14 protein-coding genes are annotated in these 20,889 nt (G+C 39.0%); 12 read left to right on the top strand and 2 right to left on the bottom strand.

The genetic code is table 11. The annotated features are described in order from the left end of the window. The first annotated feature begins 275 nt into the window (after positions 1–275). On the top strand, positions 276–2,159 hold the full coding sequence (phnD, locus tag Gferi_RS13020) for a phosphate/phosphite/phosphonate ABC transporter substrate-binding protein (RefSeq protein ID WP_069977146.1): 1,884 nt from the start codon (positions 276–278) through the stop codon (positions 2,157–2,159). A gap of 100 nt (positions 2,160–2,259) precedes the next feature. Here phnD and argH read toward each other — a convergent pair whose 3' ends face one another. Together argH and Gferi_RS13010 are read right to left on the bottom strand one after the other, a co-directional pair. Further along, positions 2,260–3,636 carry an argininosuccinate lyase gene (gene argH / locus Gferi_RS13015; protein ID WP_069977145.1) on the bottom strand — a complete coding sequence of 459 codons (1,377 nt, stop codon included), beginning with the start codon at positions 3,634–3,636 and terminating at the stop codon, positions 2,260–2,262. Next, the gene (locus Gferi_RS13010; protein ID WP_069977144.1) at positions 3,633–4,868 is read right to left on the bottom strand and encodes an argininosuccinate synthase; all 1,236 of its coding nucleotides are present in this window, start codon (positions 4,866–4,868) and stop codon (positions 3,633–3,635) included. The genes argH and Gferi_RS13010 overlap by 4 nt, the downstream gene beginning before the upstream one ends. Positions 4,869–5,524: 656 nt before the next feature. Here Gferi_RS13010 and Gferi_RS13005 point away from each other — a divergent pair. The 11 genes from Gferi_RS13005 to Gferi_RS12955 all read left to right on the top strand — a co-directional run bounded on the left by Gferi_RS13005 (position 5,525) and on the right by Gferi_RS12955 (position 20,777). Continuing rightward, entirely contained in the window at positions 5,525–6,196 is a 672-nt protein-coding gene (locus Gferi_RS13005; protein WP_069977143.1) for a GntR family transcriptional regulator, read from the top strand. Positions 6,197–6,347: 151 nt separating this feature from the next. Continuing rightward, positions 6,348–8,783, top strand: a complete 2,436-nt coding sequence (locus tag Gferi_RS13000; RefSeq protein WP_069977142.1) for a M28 family peptidase — start codon at positions 6,348–6,350, stop codon at positions 8,781–8,783. Next, positions 8,780–11,080, top strand: coding sequence for an ABC transporter permease subunit (locus Gferi_RS12995; RefSeq protein ID WP_069977141.1), 2,301 nt, complete (start codon positions 8,780–8,782; stop codon positions 11,078–11,080). The genes Gferi_RS13000 and Gferi_RS12995 overlap by 4 nt, the downstream gene beginning before the upstream one ends. A 14-nt stretch (positions 11,081–11,094) precedes the next feature. Beyond that, complete coding sequence (locus Gferi_RS12990) at positions 11,095–12,069, top strand: ABC transporter ATP-binding protein (protein WP_069977140.1); 975 nt, start codon at positions 11,095–11,097, stop codon at positions 12,067–12,069. After that, positions 12,069–12,848: an ATP-binding cassette domain-containing protein gene (locus Gferi_RS12985; protein ID WP_069977138.1), complete on the top strand. Its 780-nt coding sequence runs from the start codon at positions 12,069–12,071 to the stop codon at positions 12,846–12,848. Before Gferi_RS12990 ends, Gferi_RS12985 begins: the two co-directional genes overlap by 1 nt. Positions 12,849–13,098: 250 nt before the next feature. Beyond that, positions 13,099–15,177 carry a methyl-accepting chemotaxis protein gene (locus tag Gferi_RS12980; RefSeq protein WP_069977136.1) on the top strand — a complete coding sequence of 693 codons (2,079 nt, stop codon included), beginning with the start codon at positions 13,099–13,101 and terminating at the stop codon, positions 15,175–15,177. Between the two features lie 203 nt (positions 15,178–15,380). Further along, positions 15,381–15,602 (top strand): nucleotidyltransferase family protein, encoded by a 222-nt coding sequence (locus Gferi_RS12975; RefSeq protein ID WP_069977134.1) that lies wholly within the window; start codon positions 15,381–15,383, stop codon positions 15,600–15,602. Positions 15,603–15,734: 132 nt separating this feature from the next. Continuing rightward, the gene (locus Gferi_RS12970; RefSeq protein ID WP_069977132.1) at positions 15,735–17,849 is read left to right on the top strand and encodes a CapA family protein; all 2,115 of its coding nucleotides are present in this window, start codon (positions 15,735–15,737) and stop codon (positions 17,847–17,849) included. Positions 17,850–18,050: 201 nt separating this feature from the next. After that, positions 18,051–18,584: a transcription repressor NadR gene (locus Gferi_RS12965; protein ID WP_069977130.1), complete on the top strand. Its 534-nt coding sequence runs from the start codon at positions 18,051–18,053 to the stop codon at positions 18,582–18,584. Positions 18,585–18,789: 205 nt separating this feature from the next. Continuing rightward, positions 18,790–19,701 carry a quinolinate synthase NadA gene (gene nadA / locus Gferi_RS12960; protein WP_069977127.1) on the top strand — a complete coding sequence of 304 codons (912 nt, stop codon included), beginning with the start codon at positions 18,790–18,792 and terminating at the stop codon, positions 19,699–19,701. A 32-nt stretch (positions 19,702–19,733) separates the two neighbouring features. Next, on the top strand, positions 19,734–20,777 hold the full coding sequence (locus Gferi_RS12955; RefSeq protein WP_083273541.1) for a PTS transporter subunit IIC: 1,044 nt from the start codon (positions 19,734–19,736) through the stop codon (positions 20,775–20,777). Positions 20,778–20,889: the final 112 nt, after the last annotated feature.

The raw sequence follows: 20,889 nt of genomic DNA, 5'->3' as shown, positions 1-20,889 counted from the left end.
ACAATAGAAAATTTGTTGATTATTTAGAATAGAATGAAAAATTAAAGGGTTTTTGAAGATATTGGTAGAAAATATCAAAATATAGTGATTAAACATCCTATATTATGTAAAATTATGGGGGTAGAGAGGAAATTTTATTCTGAAGTGAATAAGTAAATTTGGCATTTTATAGAAGTTTCGTTGAACATGCTTTTCTTTTTCATAACAAATGCGTATACAATGGCATACTTATTGCAATGTACTTTATTAGATAAAAAAGAGGGGGCGTTGCAGAAATGAGTGATAAAAAATGGTTTTTAATCGGTGCTTTTAATGGGCTACTCGCATTTCTTTTGGGTAATTTTCATCTGCCTTACAGAGGGATATTCATTTTTATCGCGTTGACAGCAGGGCAGGGCATACTGTTTAAGCTGCTAAAAACTGATAGAAATCAAAAAAAGGCTATGATACAAACAACGGGGTTGGAGGGAGGTCGAGAGGATAATTTACTAGAAGTTTCGGAGCAATTAGCAATTGCTGCACAAAATCTAATTAATCTCTCTAACAGAAATGCAGAAGATGCAGTAAAAATGGAGCAGTTAGCAAAGAATATGACAGATAATGTCAGTCTGACTGCAAAAACTACTGATGAAGTAAATGCAGGTATTCAGCAGTGGGCAGCGTCTTCACAGATGGCCAGTGAACAAGCGAATAACATGTTAAGCTTTACCAATGCATCTATGACCCTTATTCAAAGCAGCAGGGATACCATAAAAGAATCAAACACGCTGCTTTTACAACTGGCTCAAGATATTGAAGGTTCTTTCCAGTCTATAGAAGAGCTAAAACCGATAACAGACCAAATCACTCAGTTCTTAAGCAATATAGAAAACATTTCTAGTCAAACGAACTTGCTTGCATTGAATGCTGCTATTGAGGCCGCGAGAGCAGGTACTGCAGGAAAAGGTTTTTCTGTAGTAGCGGACGAGATCCGGAAGCTGTCTGATGAAAGTGCTCAATTGACAGGAGAAATCAAAAATGTAGTAAAATCAATCGGTCAAAGGATTGATAAAGTAAATCATGTTTTTTCAGCAAATATTAAAAAGATTACAGGTGTAGAAGAAATCTCTAGGAAATCTTCTCAAGCAATCCTGGAAATTGAAAATAAACTAAAGGATATTCAACAGGCTGTGGCTGTATTATTTGAAACAGCTGAAAGTCAAGCGAGAACGGGGGATGAAATTTCTAGTTCGGCACAACAGATTGCCAGTGTAGCCAATAATTCTAAAGCTGTTGGAGGAGAAACTATGGAATCGGTGCTTCACCAACTGAAAAACAACAAAGAAATTACTATTTTAGCAGGAGAGCTTGGAAATTTAGCCTATGATTTACAAAAGACAGCGATACAGTTTAAATCAGACCATGAGGTGTTTTTTGGGATCAATCCAATAGCATCTCCTGAACTGAGAAAGCAATATTTTGGTATTATTAATGAAGTTGCCAGGCAGGCAGGTTTCAAGGCAAGAACCATTATTGTAAAAGATTATAATGCACTGGCTGAGGCCATGCAAAACAATATTATCGATGTAGGATGGTTTTCTCCTTTTGCTTATGTCAATGCCAAAGAGAAGGTGAATACGGAGCCTATTGCCATGGGGGTTTTAAATGGACAACCTTTTTATCATGGTTGTATTGTAACAAAAAAGAATAATGGTATTCAGCAACTGAAAGATTTAAAGGGAAAAGTGTTCGGATATGTGGATGTGAAATCTACCTCCGGATATGTTTACCCCAGGTATTTATTAAAAGAAAACCGGTTGAATCCGGATACTTTATTTAAAGAGGTACAGTATCTGGGCACCCATAATAAGGTAATAGAAGCTGTTCTTAATGGTGAGATTGACGGCGGTGCTACCTATGATGTAGGAATCGGCGTAGCAGGGAAAGCAGGACTGAATATTAATAATCTAAACATTTTAGCGAAAACGGAGCCGATTCCAGCGGATGCCATAGCAGTCAATCCTAATTTGGTTCATGAAAAGAAAGAAAAGCTGAAGTATGCATTTTTGAATTTGAAGCAAATAGAAGAAGGAAGAAAATTATTAACCAACTCCATCTTTACAGATTTCATCCAGAATGATGATAAGTACTATGATGTAATCCGAAAAGTATCTAAATAAAAAACAACAAAAAAAGTACACCCAAGGGTGTACTTTTTTAGAACGAATGCTAATCTATGGGGAATAGGGATTTGTACATAATAATCAAGTTATTGCAGTTTTATAAAACAGAAGTATATCGCTTTGCCTTTTCTATCATAATCTTTACATTTTCCGGTGCGGTAGATCCTTTGGAAACTTTGGAAGCGATACAATGCTCCGGTGTAATAACAGGAAAGATGTCCTCTGTAAAGTCAGGAGAAAAGCTTTGAAATTCTTCTATTGTCAGATCTTCTATAGCCTTTTGCTCCTGAATGCAGTACAATACCATTTTTCCTACTACCTCATGGGCGCTTCGGAAGGGCAGCCCCTTTTTAACCAGATAATCTGCTACATCAGTAGCATTCATAAAGCCTTCCCGAGTAGCTTTTTTCATTTTATCCTTACGAATTTTCATGGTTGTAATCATTGCGGTGAAAATTTCCAGACAATCCTTCAGGTTCTCTACAGTGTCAAAAAGAGGTGGTTTATCCTCCTGCATATCTTTGTTATAAGCTAAGGGAAGGGCTTTCATAATCGTTAATATATTTGTTAGGTTGCCATAAATCCTGCCGGTTTTTCCTCGAATGAGTTCTGCCACGTCAGGATTCTTCTTCTGAGGCATGATGCTGCTGCCAGTACTGTAGGCATCATCCATTTCAACAAACTGAAATTCTGCAGAACTCCACAAAATCAATTCTTCACAGAAACGGCTTAAGTGCATCATCACCATAGAAGCATCACTGATAAATTCGATGATAAAATCCCGGTCACTAACGGCATCTAGAGAATTATCGCAGTAGGCAGAAAAACCCAGTTCTTCTGTTAAGAAATCACGGTCAGTGCCATAGGTAGTGCCTGCTAAGGCTCCTGCGCCTAAAGGCATGATGTTTACTCTTTTATAACAATCTTGTAATCTCTCATAATCTCTTTTAAACATTTGGAAGTAAGCCATCATGTGATAACCAAAGGTTATGGGCTGAGCGCGCTGCAGGTGAGTATATCCCGGCATAACCGTCTCTATATGACTGGCAGCTAAATCTGTTAGGCTTATTAACAGGTTTTTTAATAATCCACAGATGCAATCTATTTCTTCCCGCAAATATAGGCGGATATCCACAGCTACCTGATCATTTCGGCTTCTGGCTGTGTGCAACTTTTTACCTGTATCGCCGATTTTATCCGTTAGCAGTTTTTCAATATTCATATGGATATCCTCATAGGCCAGCTGAAATTCAATCTGGCCATTTTCAATATTTTCGAGGATGGACTGTAAACCTTCTATGATTTTTTGTGCTTCTGCTAGGGTTATAATTTGTGATTTGCCTAGCATTTTGGCGTGGGCAATACTACCCATAATATCAACCTTATAAAGCTTTTGGTCAAATCCGATGGAGGCGTTGAATTGGTCTACTAATGATGCAGTTTCTTTGGAGAAACGTCCTCCCCAAAGCTTCATATAACTTTTTTCTCTTTCTTTTGCTCCTGCTGCATTTGGCTATGCATTAAGGAACGAATTGTAATCGGCAGGGCAAATAGATTGATAAAACCTTCCGCATCTTTTTGATTGTAGACATGGTCTTCTCCAAAGGTAACAAACTCTTCATTGTATAAAGAATAAGGGGATGCAGAAGCTACGGCTGCGCAAGTACCCTTATAAAGCTTCAATTTTACTTTACCCGTTACAACTTGTTGGGTGCTATCTACAAATTGATCCAGTGCATCCTTAAGTGGTGTAAACCATAATCCATCATATACCAATTGGGCATATTTTTCTGATACGGTTTTCTTAAAGCTCATGGTTGCACGATCTAAAGTTAATTTTTCCAATGCTTTATGGGCTTGGAACAAAATTGTACCGCCAGGAGTCTCGTAAATCCCTCTGGATTTCATCCCTACCAGACGATTTTCTATAAGGTCGATAATACCAACACCATTTACTCCACCAATTTGATTGAGCTTATGAAGCATATCGATTGGTGAATACTTCACACCATCTACAGCAACAGGAACACCTTTTTCGAATTCGATCTCTACAAAGGTAGGCGTATCTGGAGCCTTTTCAGGTGCAACTCCCATCATATAAATGCTGTTGTCATGTTCATTCCAAGGATTTTCCAAGTTTCCACCCTCATGACTTAAGTGCCAGATATTTCGGTCGCGGCTATAGATATCTTTTTTTGTTACAGGGATTGGAATATTATGTTCCACAGCAAAATCTACACAATCTTCACGGGATTTTAAATCCCAGATTCTCCAAGGAGCAATAATCTTCAAATGAGGATTGAGGGCCTTAATGGTTGCTTCGAAACGTACTTGGTCATTTCCTTTTCCAGTAGCACCATGAGCAATGGCAACAGCGCCTTCTTTTTCAGCTACTTCTACCAGTTTTTTTGCAATTAGAGGTCTTGCAAAGGAAGTTCCTAATAAGTAATCATCTTCATAAACAGCACCAGCCTTTAGGGTAGGGTAGATATAATCTGTAATAAATTCCTCTGTTACATCTACTACATAGGCTTTAGAAGCTCCAGTAGCAAGGGCTTTTTTCTTAACTGCAATCAGGTCCTCTCCTTGACCTACATCTACGCATACCGCAATAACCTCATAGCCATAGTTTACTTCTAACCACTTCAATATAACCGATGTATCTAAGCCACCGGAATAAGCCAACACAACTTTTTGCTTTTCCATTAATTAAAACCTCCTTAAAATAATTGATGCTAATACATATTATAAACGGAATTGTATTTTCATGCAATATAAATATGCAAAAAACTTCATAAAAATACATAAAAATTTTTTTGGGAGTGTCTGAGTTTAATTGTTTTATAGTAACAGCTGTGCGATAAAAAAAGAAGTAGTGCTAAAAATAAAAATTCTGTATTTATGCATAATAATGTATAAAAAGACGGAGAACTGAAAATGCGTATTTGTATAAAAAATATCTTTTCAAGACGGCATAAATGATTGGAGATTTCTTTTTTTCAAAGGCTGCGTGTTGTATTAGGTTTAAATATCTGATGAATAAGCATACTTTTTAGAATTAATGAATAAGCTTCTAACCATAGGAAACACTGATATAATGAAGGAAATACATATAATTCCTGCAATTGATTATAAAGGGGCATCATTATTTTTCGATAAATATGAAAGAATAAGCGGAAAAAATGAAACTATATTCTAAGCTGCTTAAAAATAAACAGAAGAATTATGCAGGAAACGGGCAAAATACTTGTATACGTTGACAATGGTATGGGATTATAATACAATGAATATAAGAAAAACCTTTGCCTACCAGGAAAAACATAACTGGTAGGTTAAATATTATTGAGGACATGGAGGACAGTATGGGAAGAGATCTATTAAACGATGATCAAGCCGGAAGATTATCCTTGACTTCTAAGATTTTTAATATCCTAAGAGATGATATATTAAATGAAAAATATAAAGAAGGCGAAAAACTGATAGAAGCGAAACTGGCAGAAGAACTTGGAGTAAGCCGTACTCCTGTAAGAGAAGCCTTAAAGCAGTTGGAACTGGACGGCATTGTAGAAAATATTCCAAATCGCGGTGTGATTGTAAAAGGCATCACAAAGCAGGATATTCAAGACATTTTTACTATTCGTATTGCAATAGAAGGTATTGCAGCAAGCTGGGCAGCAGAAAGAATTACCGATGAGGAGATTCAGAACTTAAAAGAAATCTTTGAACTGATGGAATTCTATGCTTATAAAAACGATCTGGAGAAGGTGGCAGAATTTAATACTCGTTTTCATGAGGCCATCTATCGTGCAACAAAAAGTCGTTACCTAGAACAAGTATTGAGAGATTTCCAATACTATATGAAAAAAACACGAAAAAAATCTCTTCAAGTGGAAGGCCGAGTGGAGCATGCACTCCAGGAACATAGAGAAGTATTGGAGGCATTTATTGCAAGAGATAAGGAACGGGCACAAAAAACCTTATCAGAGCATGTAAACAATTCAAAAAAAAACGTAGAAAGACTACTAAGTAAGTAGTCTTTTTTGTCGATGGACAGTTCTCCCGATAATTGAAACAAGCTTTGCCATTCCAATTATTAACAGTTATAATAATATTGAGAAGAGTTGAAAGTTCAATGTTAATAAATCTGTGTCTTAATTTTAGGTATTGGCGGAAAGAAGGGTTTTGATGAAAAGGGTTAATCGTAGAGGAATTACGGGAAGAAAGATGCAAATAATCAGTCTGATTTTTAGTGTAGGACTTATTTTTTTCATCTTTTTTTTAAATGTCTATCGTGCCTTTGATGAATCGCTATTTCAGGTAGATTATGTGTATGATCACATCAAAGAGCTGTCTCAGCCTAAGTATGAAGGAAGGTACCCTGGCACGGAAGGGAATCAGCTGGCCCTTAAATACGTTGCTGATTATTTTGAAAAAATTGGTGTAGGACCAGGCGGTGAAAGAGATACCTATTTCCAATACTTTGAGGCAATGGTTCCTTTTTATGGAAGCGAACCATTTTTTCGTGTAATGAACCAGGAGGGAGAAATTATTCAGCGTTATAGAATTCGCGAAGATTATCGGGATTCCCATCAAGGAAGAGGTTTTGTAGAGGGAGAGCTGATGTATTTAAATCAGCATATGATTTTTTACGAAAAAGAGAAACTGAAAGATAAAATTGTTTTAGTAGATCTCCCACTGAGAGCGGAGGATACCCGATATGCGAAGGAATCCGGAGTAAAAGCGATCATTTTGACGGCCTACAGTGATCGTTGGGCTGTGGTTGATCCTGTTAAAATGACGAAGGCCTCTGGCAATTTATTGAGGTTAGAAGATGAGGGGATCATTATTCATGCCATGGAAATTCCTACTTTTCTACAACTAAAAGGATATGCAGAGAAGGGCTATCGAACAGCCATTGGGTATGAATATGTTTATCGCAAGGTTCAAACAGCGAATGTATTAGGAAAAATTGATGGAAAAAAGAAAGATGCAGGCTATGTGATTTTTTCAGCCCATATTGATCATGTAGGGACAGATTATGATGGCAGATATTTTCCCGGTGCTTTGGATGATGCTTCCGGTATGGCTATGGTGATGGAGTTGGCACGGGTTATAAAAGAACAGAAATATCAACCGGATAAAACAATTCTCTTTGTGGGATGGAATCATGAGGAAGGAGGCATTGTAGGTTCAAATTATTATGCAGATCATCCGCTCTACCCTCTGGAAAAAACACAAGTAGTTCAACTGGATTGTATAGGCTTTAGGGGTGTGCAGGAACTTCTCTTTGCATCGGGAGGAAGAAAAGGGGAAATTCTACGCAGCAAGTTTCGCCAAATAGGAGAAATATCGGAATTGAAGGTATTGGAGAATGCTTTTATGTCCAGTGACCATGCGCCTTTTGTTGAAAAAGGTGTGCCTGCGGTATTGGTCACGGATAATTTATGGAATATCAAGGAGGGAAATCCTTTACATACCTATCGGGATACGATTGATGTAATCAGTAAAGAGAATCTGCAAAAAATTGGATCTGTGCTGCTCTCTTATATACAGAATGAACTCTATAACGAGGGAATTGTTAAAATTTTTTATCCGAAAGAAAAGCTGCTGTTAGGTTTTTTCATGACGGCAGGTATTTGTATTTACCTAATCTATCGTCTTAACTTCTCCATACCCAATCAGAAGATCGGAAGGTTTGCCATCGAGGATATTTATTATTCGGTGTCATTTCAATTAGCTGCGAAGTTTTTTCACTATATTCTCTTGATTGGTACCGTAACCTTTTTACTGGTCTTTATCTCCAATATCCCTACGGATTTTAATCTGCTGATGGAAAATGGAGAGGTCTATACAAACTTTTCTATTTCCTTGACCGTGCAAAAAAGTATCGTTTATATCCGCAATCTTTCCACAGAAGGACTGGGAAAATCGTTAAGAAATATCAGTGTATTGGAGATTATTCAAACCTCCTTCTTTAAAAGTATGAAATTGATTTTAAGCACTTTAAGTTTTTCCATTATCATAGGAATGATGAAAGGAATCCTGGATGGATATCGTGATAAAGGGAAGGAGAACCTGCACTCCCTCGGTACGATCGGTGCCTTGTCCATACCTGATGTATTGGTTGTGATGATTGTGCAGATCCTTATTGTCTGGATGCATCAGCATCAGATTCTAGAGCCAATTATGGCCACGGAGACGATGCGTAAATTTTTTATTCCGCTAATTTGTTTATCTGTAGTTCCCAGTGTCTATATTTCTAGAATTACAGCTGTTGCTTTGCAGGATGAGATGAAGAAGGACTATGTCAAAGCAGCAAAGGCCAAAGGGCTCTCAAGAAATAAAATTTTGATCTCCCACCTTTTAATAGGTGCTGCGATGAAGGTAGTGGACTCTCTGGTTTCTGTAATCCCTATTCTCATTTCTAATTTGATACTGGTAGAGTACTTTTTTCACTATCCGGGTGTGATTTATATGCTTTTGAAAGCCTATCAAGAACAGGACACGGCTACCTTTATCGGATTATCCCTTGCATTAGGGAGTATGTATGCTTTGTTTAATCTAATATTTAAGCTAATTGCCTATTGGGTAAATCCGCTGAAAAGGGAGGGAGCCTATTGAAAAAAGTAAATTTGCCATTATTGATAGGTGTATTCATTTTGATGATACTTATCCTCATCCTTATGTTTCCAAAGCTGTTTACGGAAGTCAATCCCTATGCTACGCAGACCTTAAAGACCTGGAGCCAGGAAAACGGTGAATTCAATTTGGAAGCACCTCCTTTTCCACCCTCTAGGAATTCACCCTTCGGAACGGATGAAATGGGACGGGATTTATTGAGCTTTATTGTTCATGGGACGAAGATTACAATGACCATTGGGTTACTCGTCGTAGTAGGACGATTTCTCGTTGCGCTGCCCATCGGTATTGCGGCAGGTTTTGGCAGCTATCTAGCTAAGATGACCATTGAACAATTCAGTATTATTTTCAGTGCGCTTCCGGCTCTATTAATTGGTGTTATTATTCTAAAGATGAATTTTTTTGCTAATTTATATCGTGAGCAATCTATCCTTGCTTTCGTGGTGGTTCTAACTTTTATAGATTGGGCTAGACTAGGAAATCTCATCATGGAAAGAGTCCAGGAAATATTGGCTAGACCCTTTGTTAAGGGAGAGATTGCCATTGGGAAAAGCAGATTTCAGATTGCCGTAGAAAGCATAGTACCCCATCTGGCAGCAGAATTGATCGTATTGTTTTTTATGGAAATTGCCAGGGCCTTAACCATGATGATGCAGTTAGGCATTTTTGGCGTATTTGTAGGAAATATGGGGTTTGTACTGGATAGTGAAGGCGGAAATGTAACATTTATGAATATTAGCTTTGAACCGGAATGGGCCAGTTTGCTGGGAAGTGCAAAAGATTATATCCGCTCGGCTCCTTGGATTGTGATTTTTCCAGGCATAGCTTTCTTTATTAGTATTCTGGGATTTAATCTAATTGGAGAAGGATTACGCAGATTGTTGCAGGAAAGGGACTCAAAGCTATTATTTCACTTACGGCAGTTTTTTCTGCCAAAGGTTAGGAAAGAGCTTTGTTTTAAGACAAAAAAGTTCCATGTGCCAGGACTTGGACGAAGCTTTATCCTACTATTCTGCATGATATTATTTGTTTCCTTCATGCTGGATAGGAGTCAAGAGTCATTCAAACATGCAAATGCTGCTGCATTTCTTTCCTATGAAGCAAAAGATCAGGTATTGATCGGAACAGCTCAAGCCAAAGAACGGGCTGAAGAGATCGCCTCTGCTTTAGAACAAATAGGGTTAGTGCCATTAGGAGAAGAAGGATATATTTCTTCTTATGAGACTGAGGACCTCTATATGCCTGTGCAGACAATTTTTAGAATAGGAGATTTAGGAGCAGGAAAAATAGAATTTCAGCACGGAAAGGATTATACCTTTGGCAGTTTTGGGAATTTGGACATAAAGGGAGGCCTTTATGATGCATCCGGGGAGGATCTGCTATATCCTTTAGATTTTGAGCGGTTTAGAGGAAAGTTTGTGCTCTTGGATAGTCAGATATATTCTCCAAAAGCCTGTAATTATCTTATAGAAAGACTGATCCAGCAGGAGGGGATAAAGGGTGTGATCTGTATTCTTGGAGAGGAAGCTCAACTGCCCTATAGTGCGGGAAAAGACCAATATGAGGGTATCATTGTATGGGTAACCAGAGAAACTGCAGGCCAACTTCAAAAAAGGGATGGGCAGGAAGTCCATATGACTCTTGCCAGCGAAAAATTTACTCCTATAGGGAGAAACATTCTGGGGATGATTCCCGGAAGCGATAAAAAGGTTGGCAAAGAAGCGATTATTCTAGGCTTTGAATATAATTATGACTCTTCTCAGCAGCAACTAGGCAATCAAAAACTATTGTTTTCCATGGAGTTGATAACGCGGCTGGTTCAGCAGAAGGAACAAAGCAATAGAACCATTATTTTTGCTTTCTGGGATGGAACGCTGACAGCGGATTACAATGGCTTGAAAGCTTACTGTGAAAAACCACTTTATGATCCACAGCAAAGTATGCTTTATATGGACCTAACAAAAATAGATGTAGAGCAGGCAGAAGCCATTACTTACAGCGGGAGGCAGGCACCGGTTACCCGATATTTTGCATTTCGTTTCAATCATCAGCTAGGTGAAGTACTCCGTAAGAGCAGCATTCCTCAAAAGGAATATCCTGTGGATATGCATATAGAAGCTAAACGAGAAAACTACTTAGACAAAATCATGTATTATGAGGTCAATACTCCGACCATTATTTTGGGCCTGCAAGGAGAATCAGGAGATAGGGAAAAGCAGGCGACCTTGGATCAATTGGGGAAGGTAATATTAAGAGCTATACAAAAAAAACTTTATTAAGGAGAGGACGAGGGATGGATCAGAATCAGCTGCTCCAAATCAAAGATCTGCGGATATCTTTCCCCTATAGCAAAGAGAAGCTTCAGGTGGTTAGAGGCGTGGATCTGACAGTAAAACAAGGTGAAATCATTGGCATACTTGGAGAATCAGGCAGTGGAAAAACCGTATCTTCTACAGCTGTACTAAGACTGTTTCAGGAGGTCGAAGGTGTGGTTGATTCAGGAGAAATACTGTATAAAGGGAGAGACTTATTACATTTATCTGAAAAAGAGATAAATCAGATTCGGGGGAAGGAGATTGCTTACATTTTTCAGGACCCCACTGCATCTTTAAACCCCTATCGAAGAATTGGAAAACAATTGATGGAGGCAGGAAAGACCCATGGACACAAGCTTACAAAAGAGATCATACAAAAACAAATGGCAGATGTGGGATTGGACCAACCGAAACTCATTTATAACATGTATCCTTTTCAATTAAGTGGAGGACAATGCCAGCGTATTGTGATTGCCATGGCACTTTTAACGCAACCGGAGCTGATTATAGCGGATGAGCCTACCAATGCCATTGATGCCTCCCTTCGAAAAAAAATACTATCATTGCTAAAAAAAATTAACACGGACCATGGAACTGCTATGATGATTATTACCCATGACTTTGATGTAGTAAAATTTTTATGCAGCAGGGTGGTGGTCCTCTATGGAGGACTTATCATGGAGGAGGGGAGTATAGAGGAGGTCTTGGAAAAGCCGATGCATCCCTATACAAGAGAACTTCTTCATTGTGTAAATTCTCTCCAGGATGGTGAATCTACCTTGTACTGTCTTGAGGGAAAGCCCCCTAGTCCCTATGAGTTTGAAGATTTATGCCCTTTTTATGATCGTTGTAAAGAGCGAGAAGCTTCCTGCAGGGAGGGCATTCCCCTAATGGTAGAGTTGGAAAGAAGAAGAAAGTCAAGGTGCATTCATTGTGAAAGAAAGGTGATCTGATGAATAGAATTCTGTTAACAGTTGAAAATCTTTCTAAGCACTATACCTTAAGAAAAGGTCTGCTTTCCCCTAAAAATGTAATCAAAGCGGTAGATCATATTTCTTTTGAGGTTTATGAGGGGGAAACCTTAGGTCTGATTGGTGAGAGCGGTTGTGGAAAAACAACAACAGGAGAATTGATCTTAAGACTTAATCGGAGTGATACGGGAAAAATATGTTTTCTAGGGCAAGATATTACTGTAATACAGGAAAAAGAGATGCGAGAACTTCGAAAGGATATGCAGATTATTTTTCAGCAGTCTCAGGAAACCTTAGATCCTAAGGCCACCATCGGAGAACTAATTGCTGCACCGCTGCGGCTTCATGCAATTGTATCGAAAAATGAAATAGCAGGAGAAGTAGTAAGGCTTTTAAATTTGGTAGGATTGCGGTCGAAAGATCAGTATAAGCATACGTATCAATTGAGCGGCGGACAAAAACAAAGAGTGGGTATTGCCAGAGCCATTGCATCCCGGCCCAGGTTTGTGGTTTGTGATGAGCCGGTTTCTGCTTTGGATATTTCAGTACAGGGACAGATTCTGAATTTGTTGATGGACTTGAAAAAAGAATTAGGATTAACCTATTTGTTTATATCCCATGATTTAAAGGTGGTACAGCACATTTGTGACCGAATTGCTGTCATGTATCGGGGGCAAATTGTAGAAATGGGGGAGACAATGGAACTTATAGATAACCCTAAGCATGGATATACAAAAAAATTGTTTCAGGACATAGTATAAACACCTTCACGAAAGTATTTTTCATTGATAGACTCCTTAAACAAATCTGTTATGCAGTAAAAAGATAATTGAGAAAAAACAAAATTGCAATAATGGATGAAAGAATAGGAAAGATTTACTAAATAAATTTAATAGATATTGAAAATTTTAACAATACGTCAAAATATAGAGGAATATTATAAAACTTGTCGAAAAAGATGAACATGGAATATTGTACTTATTTTATGCACTACTCAAAGGAGGAAAACCAGTGAAATCTATTCAAAACAAGCTGATTCTGATTACGCTAACCCTAGTGCTGATTCCCTTGATGATATCTAATATCTTGGGATTCTATTTTATTTCAAAGGACTTAAAAGAACATGCCCAAGAAGATCAAATCATGATAGCCAATACGATTGCGGACAGTGTTCATGCGTTTATTGATAAGGCTTATGTTATCACAGAACACTTGGCAAATGATAATCACATTATTAGTTTTGAAGGAGAGGCACAGAGAAAAGAACTCGTTGGGACGGTTCAGCGTCATCCTTATTTCGAATTACTGTACATACAAGGAACTGATGGGATGCAGACTGCACGGTCCTCTGGGGATTTAGGAGATCGATCGAACCGCTGGTGGTTTATTCAAATGATGGCAGATAAAAAGCCCTTTGTCAGCAAATCCTACTATTCTGTTACCGGAAATAAACCCGTGACATCTATCTTTCTGCCAATTTATGATGAATCACAAGCCTTTGTGGGCATCATAGGATCAGACCTTAGTTTAGATGCGCTTCAGGCTGTAGTTGAGAAGCATAGCAGTGAGGGCAGTTATGCTTATATTATCGACGGAGAGGGCGTTGTGATTGCCCATCCGGATAAATTGCAAGTATCAGAGCTATATAATTATAAGACCTATGAAAAGACGGTACAAGTTAGAGATAGCCAGGGAAATGTAGTCAGGGACGAGAAAGGTAATGAAAAAACAGAGATTCAACCGATTACAATACCTGTGAAGTTGAAAGAGATTACAGAAAAAGTGTTATCCGGTGAATCTGGTATTGAAGAATACGAGGACCTTAAAGGAGAATCAGTGATCAGTGCCTACAAAAGTATTCAGCTGCCGGGACAATCTGCACCGTGGGCGGTAATTACAGTGGAGAAAAAAGCAAAGGCCCTAGGCATGATCAATGCGATGCAGCAGAGAAATCTGCTGATGGCGGGAGCTCTGGCGCTGGTTGTTATCCTAATTACCTATTTTGTAGCAAGAAGTATTACGAAACCAATTACAGGCCTGATGGAGTTGATGGAAAAAGCATCCAGAGGAGACCTAACTATAAAAAGCAGTTACCAATCCCGTAATGAGCTAGGCAAGCTTAGTGAGAGCTTTAACCGGATGCTGGCAGGAATGTCAGGATTTATTCGAGAGATTCAACATAATGCAGTTCAGGTTTCTGGAACCTCCGATATGTTGGCATCTACCACAGAGGATACTGCAAAATCTATTGAGGAAGTAGCAAAAACCATATCGGAGGTAGCTAATGGGGCAAATGATCAGGCTTCAGAGGCGGAAAAGGGAGCGGCTGCCGTACAGAGTCTTTCTGCAGAATTAGAAAATATGGCAGTCCATATTCAAGGAAGCAGTCAATCCTCTAATCAGGTATATGAGGCCAATCAAAAAGGACTGGAAGCGATTGAGATCTTAGAGGAGAAATCCAAGGAGAATAATCAAGTAGCGATGAAGGTGGTAGCTGTGGTAGAAAGCTTAAGTCAAAAGGCCAATACCATCGGAGAAATTGTTGAAACCATTACTTCTATTTCAGAACAAACCAACTTATTAGCATTAAACGCAGCCATTGAGGCAGCCAGAGCAGGGGATGCAGGTAGAGGCTTTGCCGTTGTTGCAGAGGAAGTGAGAAAGCTGGCTGAAAATAGTGCACAGTCCAGTAATCATGTAAAAAATATTATTGCAACCATACAGCAGGACATTGAAAAGGCACAGCAAACCATGAAGGATGCGGAGATTGTAGTAGGGGCTCAAAATAATGCGGTGAATCATACGAGAGAAACTTTTAGGGTCATCGACCAAGGGGTAGAAGGAATTGTTGCAAAAATAGAAGACATCTCCCAATCGCTTCAACAAGTCATGGAGAGCAGAAGCAGGGTAATGGAAGTGATTGAACAGGTATCTGCTGTTTCTGAGGAAACTGCAGCTGCAGCCCAGGAGGTATCTGCAGCTACCCAGCAGCAAAATGCAGCAACAGAGCAGGTTAGCGCCCTTGCTGAAGAAATGAATGAGATGGCCAAGCGGATGGAAGTAGCAATTAAAGCTTTTAAAATTTCATAAGCAATAAAGATAAACAGCTGCCTGCAGCTTTATTGCTGCAGGTAGTTTTATTTTGCCCTAAATCATAAATCATAAGGGACGGTTTTTGAATTGAATTCTGATTCGAATGATTGTAGGGAATTCTTGAGAAAGTGTCTTTAAAACACCTTATTGTGTAAATATTTGCATAAATGATATACTGTACATAGAAAAGGAGGAGGAGGGTGAGGCAAGAAATGTATCTATCAGAGGCGTACAAAAATAAAGTAGTTGATTTTTTATTGAAAGAATTCCATCCAAAGTTTATCTGTCTTTTTGGTTCCCTTGCCAAGGGGGAAGGACGAGAGGATAGTGATATTGATATAGCTATTTATACAGATCAGGTGATCCCTCCATATATCCTTTTTACAGCTGCTAATGTAATGTACAAATATTTAAACTCATGAAAACTCTAAACCTATCAAGCATGCGAGTGATGAAGAGACCCTCTGGGATTTTTTGTATAAGGGTGTTGAAAAGGAAGGTCTGCTTAGGGAAGACAAAGAGAATTAACGAGTTGAACGGGGGGATCAAATCCTATGAAATTTACATTGACCTTTGCAGGGGATACTAGTCTAGGAGAATGGTATCTTCGAAAGCCAGGAAAAGAAGAACTGGTAAAACGGTTAGAAGAAAATCCTTTTTCATTTTTTGAAGGGGTTAAACCTTTAGTTGAAGGAAGCAATTTTTTTATTTTAAACTTTGAATCTGTATTAGCGGATCATCCTTCCTCTGGTATAGAAGGCAAAGAATATCCCAATTGGGATCAACCTAAAAGAATGTTAGATGTTTTACATAGACTTGGTGTAACAGCTGTAGGGATGACCAATAATCATACAATGGATTTTGGTGCTAACATAATGTTATCGACAAAAAAAGAAATAGAAGCTTCAGGTATTGCAACCTTTGGTTCAGGGGAGAGTATTTCTGAAGCGGCAAAACCATGCATCATGAGGCTGGAAGGAGAATACAGCAGCAAGAATGTATATATCCTTACAGGAATGCGGGCATCAAGACGTTATGAAGTAGATTATAAATTCTTTGCTGAGGAATATCGTCCAGGCATAAATACTTTAGATCAACAACAAATGGTGGATCAAATCACCCAGTTGCGCATGGAGGATTGGGAAGGAATTATCATTGTGTATCCCCACTGGCAAGGCCTTGATTATAGGTTTGCCTCAGAGAATAGTAATATTCAAAAGAGATGCAGAGCCTTCATAGAGGCCGGGGCAGACTATGTATTTGGTCATGGGCCACATATAATTAATGATATTGAAAAATACAGAGATGGGACTATCGTATATTCTATTGGAAATTTTATATTTAATTCCCCTGGCAGATACGAAAAAATGCAAGCTCCTCCCTATAGCTTTGTTGTTCAGCTTAAATTGGAAGAGGGCAGTGATAGCTGGCACATCGAAGAACGATATTATCCAATCCTCTCAGACAACAAAATTACCCAATTTAAAAGTCGCCCGATAGAAGAAAATGAAGTAGAGGATCTGGAGGGATTTATAAAGGATAAAGCCTATGAGGGACTACAAAACACTTATGTTCTCAAAAAAGATCATCGAGGCTATTATTATTCATTTGATTATGCAAGAACAGAGCATTCTATAGACAGAAGCACATGCAACATAGATTATGAGCTATTTAAACCATTAATTGGAAAGACTCAAAATATTTACAATGAAGGGCGATTCTCGGTAAAAAAGCTGCTAGCTGAGGAATTTGCTAGGCTGGGATATGAATCTAAAAGCCTAGGTAAGTACCTTGTTGCCAATTTAGAAAACACTAAATTGTGCTTTTTAGAGACGGAATCATCAAACACATCCTTGCTTGGCTGGAGAATATTAAAAAATAAAGCGGTTGCTAGAGAGTTTTTAATGGATGCTGGGGTGGCGATTACAAAAGGTAAGCTTTTTTTTGAACGTCAAAAAGAAGAGGCGGAGAAGTTTGCAAAAAGCCTTAAATCCTACGTAGTAAAGCCTGCTGATGGAAATAGAGGTAGTGGTATAACCGTTGGTGCAAGCGATTTTGATAGTGCTTGGAATACTGCTTTATCAATCAGCAGCACAGGGATACTCATAGAAGAACAATTTATCGGAGGCACAGAAGCAAGATATCTAGTCGTTGGGAATCAATGTGTAGCCGTAATTAAACGAATTCCTCCTCATGTTATAGGAAATGGTATGGATACAGTAGAGATGCTCATACATAAAAAGAATGATATTAGGCTTAAGAATCCTGCTTTGTGCTATAGACTAATCAAAATGAACGAGCATAGGCTTTCGATAATTCAAGACCAAGGGTTTAAATTAGACAGTATACCAAAGAAGGATCAAGTGGTTTTGATTGATTGGAAGGGTGGATTATCTACAGGCGCGGATTCCTATGACATTACAGACGAAGTACACCCATTATTTAAGAGGATTGCCGAGAAGGTATCGATGATTGCACCTGGCCTTGACATCATAGGGGTAGATATACTTGCCTTTGATCATTCGAAAAAACCTAACAGAAGAAATTATATTGTTGTTGAAGCGAATACAAGACCCGATATCGGTGGCCATCATTATCCTGTTTATGGGAAAGCCAGGAATGTTGCACGCTGTATTGTTGAGCATAACTTGCGCTTATTGCAAAAATAAAGTTATTGAAAAGTCTGGGTTAGGATAAAGGTCTCCTCAAAATATAAGAAGATTTGTAATAATGCTGTAATAGTATTTTATCTTTGAGTACGGTACAATTATTTTATTATTTTTCTTTGTGGTAAAATAAAGACATAAATGGGATAAATACATTGACGCCATTTAGTAGATGAATGGATTGCCGATAGAAAGGAAGAGCGTATGTTATCGGAAAAGAGACGTCAAAGAATATTAGAAATGCTAAAAATGGAGGAAGAAGCGGTTACAGGAGGAGCACTGGCAAAGGCCTTTGATGTGAGTCGGCAGGTCATTGTACAAGATATTGCAGTGCTTAGGGCTCAAGGTTATGACATTCTAGCAACGGCTAACGGATATATGCTGCCAAAACCACAGCCGTCAGATCGATACCTCAAGGCCATTGCCTGCAGGCATATGGGCTATGAAGAGATGGAAGAGGAGTTAACCATCATGGTGGACATGGGGGCTAAAATATTAGATGTGGTGGTAGATCATCCTGTTTATGGAAAAATATCTAGAAATCTTATGATTTGTTCACGGATGGATGTTCAGGATTTTATGCATAAGGTAAAAACCCAACGGGCAGAACCCTTGTCATCCTTGACAGGGGGAGAGCATATTCATCATTTAGAGTTGCCTAGCGAAAGAGCATACAAACGAATGATGGAGACCTTGGTGGAAAAGGGATTTTTCTTACGAGAAGTTACCGCTACTTAAATTTTGAATGATTAGAACAAATCAGAGGTTGCAAAAGCGCTAAAGATTTGTTATATTTTTACTATGAGGTGACAAGACAGGTGATATACACATGACTATTTAAGTCTTAAGGGATAGGAAAGGTATCCTTTAAGACAGTATGTATAATCTAGAGAAGAACGCAAAAAATGAAAGATAAAGCGTGAAGGAGAAAGGATTTGAAATCATGACAGAACAAGAGATGATCAAAGAAGTGGTGCGTCTAAAAAAGGAAAAGAAAGGGGTTATTTTTGCTCATAACTATCAAATACCTGAAATTCAGGATATTGCTGATTTTGTTGGGGATTCATTAGAGCTTATTCAACAAGCCGTCAATACGGATGCAGAGCTTATTCTTTTCAGTGGCGTTGACTACTTAGCGGAAAGTGCAAAAATCCTGGCGCCAAATAAAAAAGTGCTGCTGCCCGTTTTAGATGCGGGATGTCCGATGGTAAACATGGTTGATGCAGAACAGCTGAGGGTATTCCGAAGGGAATATCCCCATATTCCGATCCTCTGTTATATCAATTCATCAGCAGCAGCTAAGGCAGAGAGCGACCTTTGTTGTACAGCATCCAATGTAGTAGAGCTTGTACGAGAAATAGAGGCAGATAAAATTCTATTTGTGCCGGATCAAAATATAGGCAGATATCTTGCAAAACAGGTGCCGGAAAAAGAAATTATCAACTGGGAAGGCTTTTGTATGACTCATCATATGGTAAAACCTTTAGAAGTTGATGTGAATCGAAGAAAACATCCGGAAGCCCTAGTGCTTGTACATCCTGAATGCAGTGCAGCGGTAGCAGAGAAAGCTGATTTTGTAGGAAGTACTACAGAGATCATTCGTTATGCCAATCAGTCAGAGAAGAAAGAATTCATCATCGGTACAGAGATGGGTGTGCTGCACCGGCTGCGTAAAGAAAATCCTAATAAGAAATTTTATCTTTTATCACCGTCTCTAACTTGCTTTAATATGAAAAAAACTGCCCTTGGAGATATCTATCATGCATTGTTAAAGGAGCAGCATGAAATAAAAATTGATGAAGCCATTCGGCAAAAGGCACAGCTTTGCCTAGAAAAGATGTTCATTAAAAGATAGCTGTTAAAGCGTATAAAAAGACATGGGGGTTGATGGGAATGAAACAAAAAGATTTCTCCTTCCGAGAATATATTACACAGGCGCTAAATGGAATGGCCTTAGGATTATTCAGTTCACTGATTATCGGACTTATTCTAAAACAGATTGGAGATTATACACATTTGGAGACAGTATCTGCTTTTGGCAGAATGGCTCAGTTTTTAATGGGACCTGCTATTGGTGCAGGGGTGGCCTTTAGTGTCAAAGCACCTCCTTTGGGAATTTTTGCGTCTATTGTGACCGGTGCCATTGGCGCAGGAACCTTTGTACCGGCAGAGGGTGGTATCTTCATAGCCAAAACGGGAGAACCGGTAGGTGCCTTTATAGCAGCCCTAATAGGGGCGGAGTTCTCTAAACGAATTGCTGGAAAAACAAAGGTGGATATTGTGTTGGTACCGGCAGGAACCATCCTGTTGGGAGGGTTGGCAGGCCTGTTTATCGGACCGGTCATGACGCAGATCATGAAGGGCTTAGGAGGGCTCATTAACAGTGCTACAGAACTGCAGCCAATTCCTATGGGAATCATTGTAGCTGTACTCATGGGCATAATTCTTACACTGCCCATCAGCAGTGCGGCACTAGCCATATCCTTAGGCCTAAGTGGACTGGCCGCAGGTGCCTCCGTTACGGGCTGCGCAGCGCAGATGATTGGTTTTGCGGTAGCCAGTTACCGTGAAAATGGTATGGGGGGATTGCTTGCCCAGGGATTGGGAACATCCATGCTGCAAGTACCTAATATCATACGGAATCCTTTGATTTGGATTCCTCCAACTTTGGCCGGTGCTGTTTTAGGACCCATTTCTACTTATATCATGAGGATGGAAAATAACAGCGTGGGTGCAGGGATGGGTACCAGTGGATTGGTAGGTCAATTCGGTACCATGGCAGCCATGGCAGGAATGGAACCTACAGTGATAATTCTTGGAAAAATTGCAATCCTTCATTTTATTCTCCCAGCCGTCTTAACCCTGATGATTTCCGAATACATGCGAAAGAAAGGTTGGATCAAGTTTGGAGATATGAAGTTAAATTCTTAGAAAAGCTTTCCTCCCGATCGTATTTATGGATATAATAATACTATCGGGAGGTTTTTTATGTGAAGATAAATTAGATTTTTGAATAATGAGGATGAATAATAAAACAGAGGTG

Source organism: Geosporobacter ferrireducens (genome assembly GCF_001750685.1).
In the GTDB taxonomy this organism is placed as follows: domain Bacteria; phylum Bacillota; class Clostridia; order Peptostreptococcales; family Thermotaleaceae; genus Geosporobacter; species Geosporobacter ferrireducens.
The sequence above is the reverse complement of the archived record's forward strand: the minus strand, read 5'-3'. Positions and strand labels throughout refer to the sequence as shown.

Bases quoted from the DNA above. Each gene is read 5' to 3' on its own strand.
- argH (WP_069977145.1), bottom strand. From the start codon at position 3,636: ATGAAGCTTTGGGGAGGACGTTTCTCCAAAGAAACTGCATCATTAGTA.
- Gferi_RS13000 (WP_069977142.1), top strand. From the start codon at position 6,348: ATGAAAAGGGTTAATCGTAGAGGAATTACGGGAAGAAAGATGCAAATA.
- Gferi_RS12985 (WP_069977138.1), top strand. From the start codon at position 12,069: ATGAATAGAATTCTGTTAACAGTTGAAAATCTTTCTAAGCACTATACC.
- Gferi_RS13010 (WP_069977144.1), bottom strand. From the start codon at position 4,868: ATGGAAAAGCAAAAAGTTGTGTTGGCTTATTCCGGTGGCTTAGATACA.
- Gferi_RS12965 (WP_069977130.1), top strand. From the start codon at position 18,051: ATGTTATCGGAAAAGAGACGTCAAAGAATATTAGAAATGCTAAAAATG.
- nadA (WP_069977127.1), top strand. From the start codon at position 18,790: ATGACAGAACAAGAGATGATCAAAGAAGTGGTGCGTCTAAAAAAGGAA.
- Gferi_RS12955 (WP_083273541.1), top strand. From the start codon at position 19,734: ATGGGAATGAAACAAAAAGATTTCTCCTTCCGAGAATATATTACACAG.
- Gferi_RS12970 (WP_069977132.1), top strand. From the start codon at position 15,735: ATGAAATTTACATTGACCTTTGCAGGGGATACTAGTCTAGGAGAATGG.
- Gferi_RS12990 (WP_069977140.1), top strand. From the start codon at position 11,095: ATGGATCAGAATCAGCTGCTCCAAATCAAAGATCTGCGGATATCTTTC.
- phnD (WP_069977146.1), top strand. From the start codon at position 276: ATGAGTGATAAAAAATGGTTTTTAATCGGTGCTTTTAATGGGCTACTC.
- Gferi_RS13005 (WP_069977143.1), top strand. From the start codon at position 5,525: ATGGGAAGAGATCTATTAAACGATGATCAAGCCGGAAGATTATCCTTG.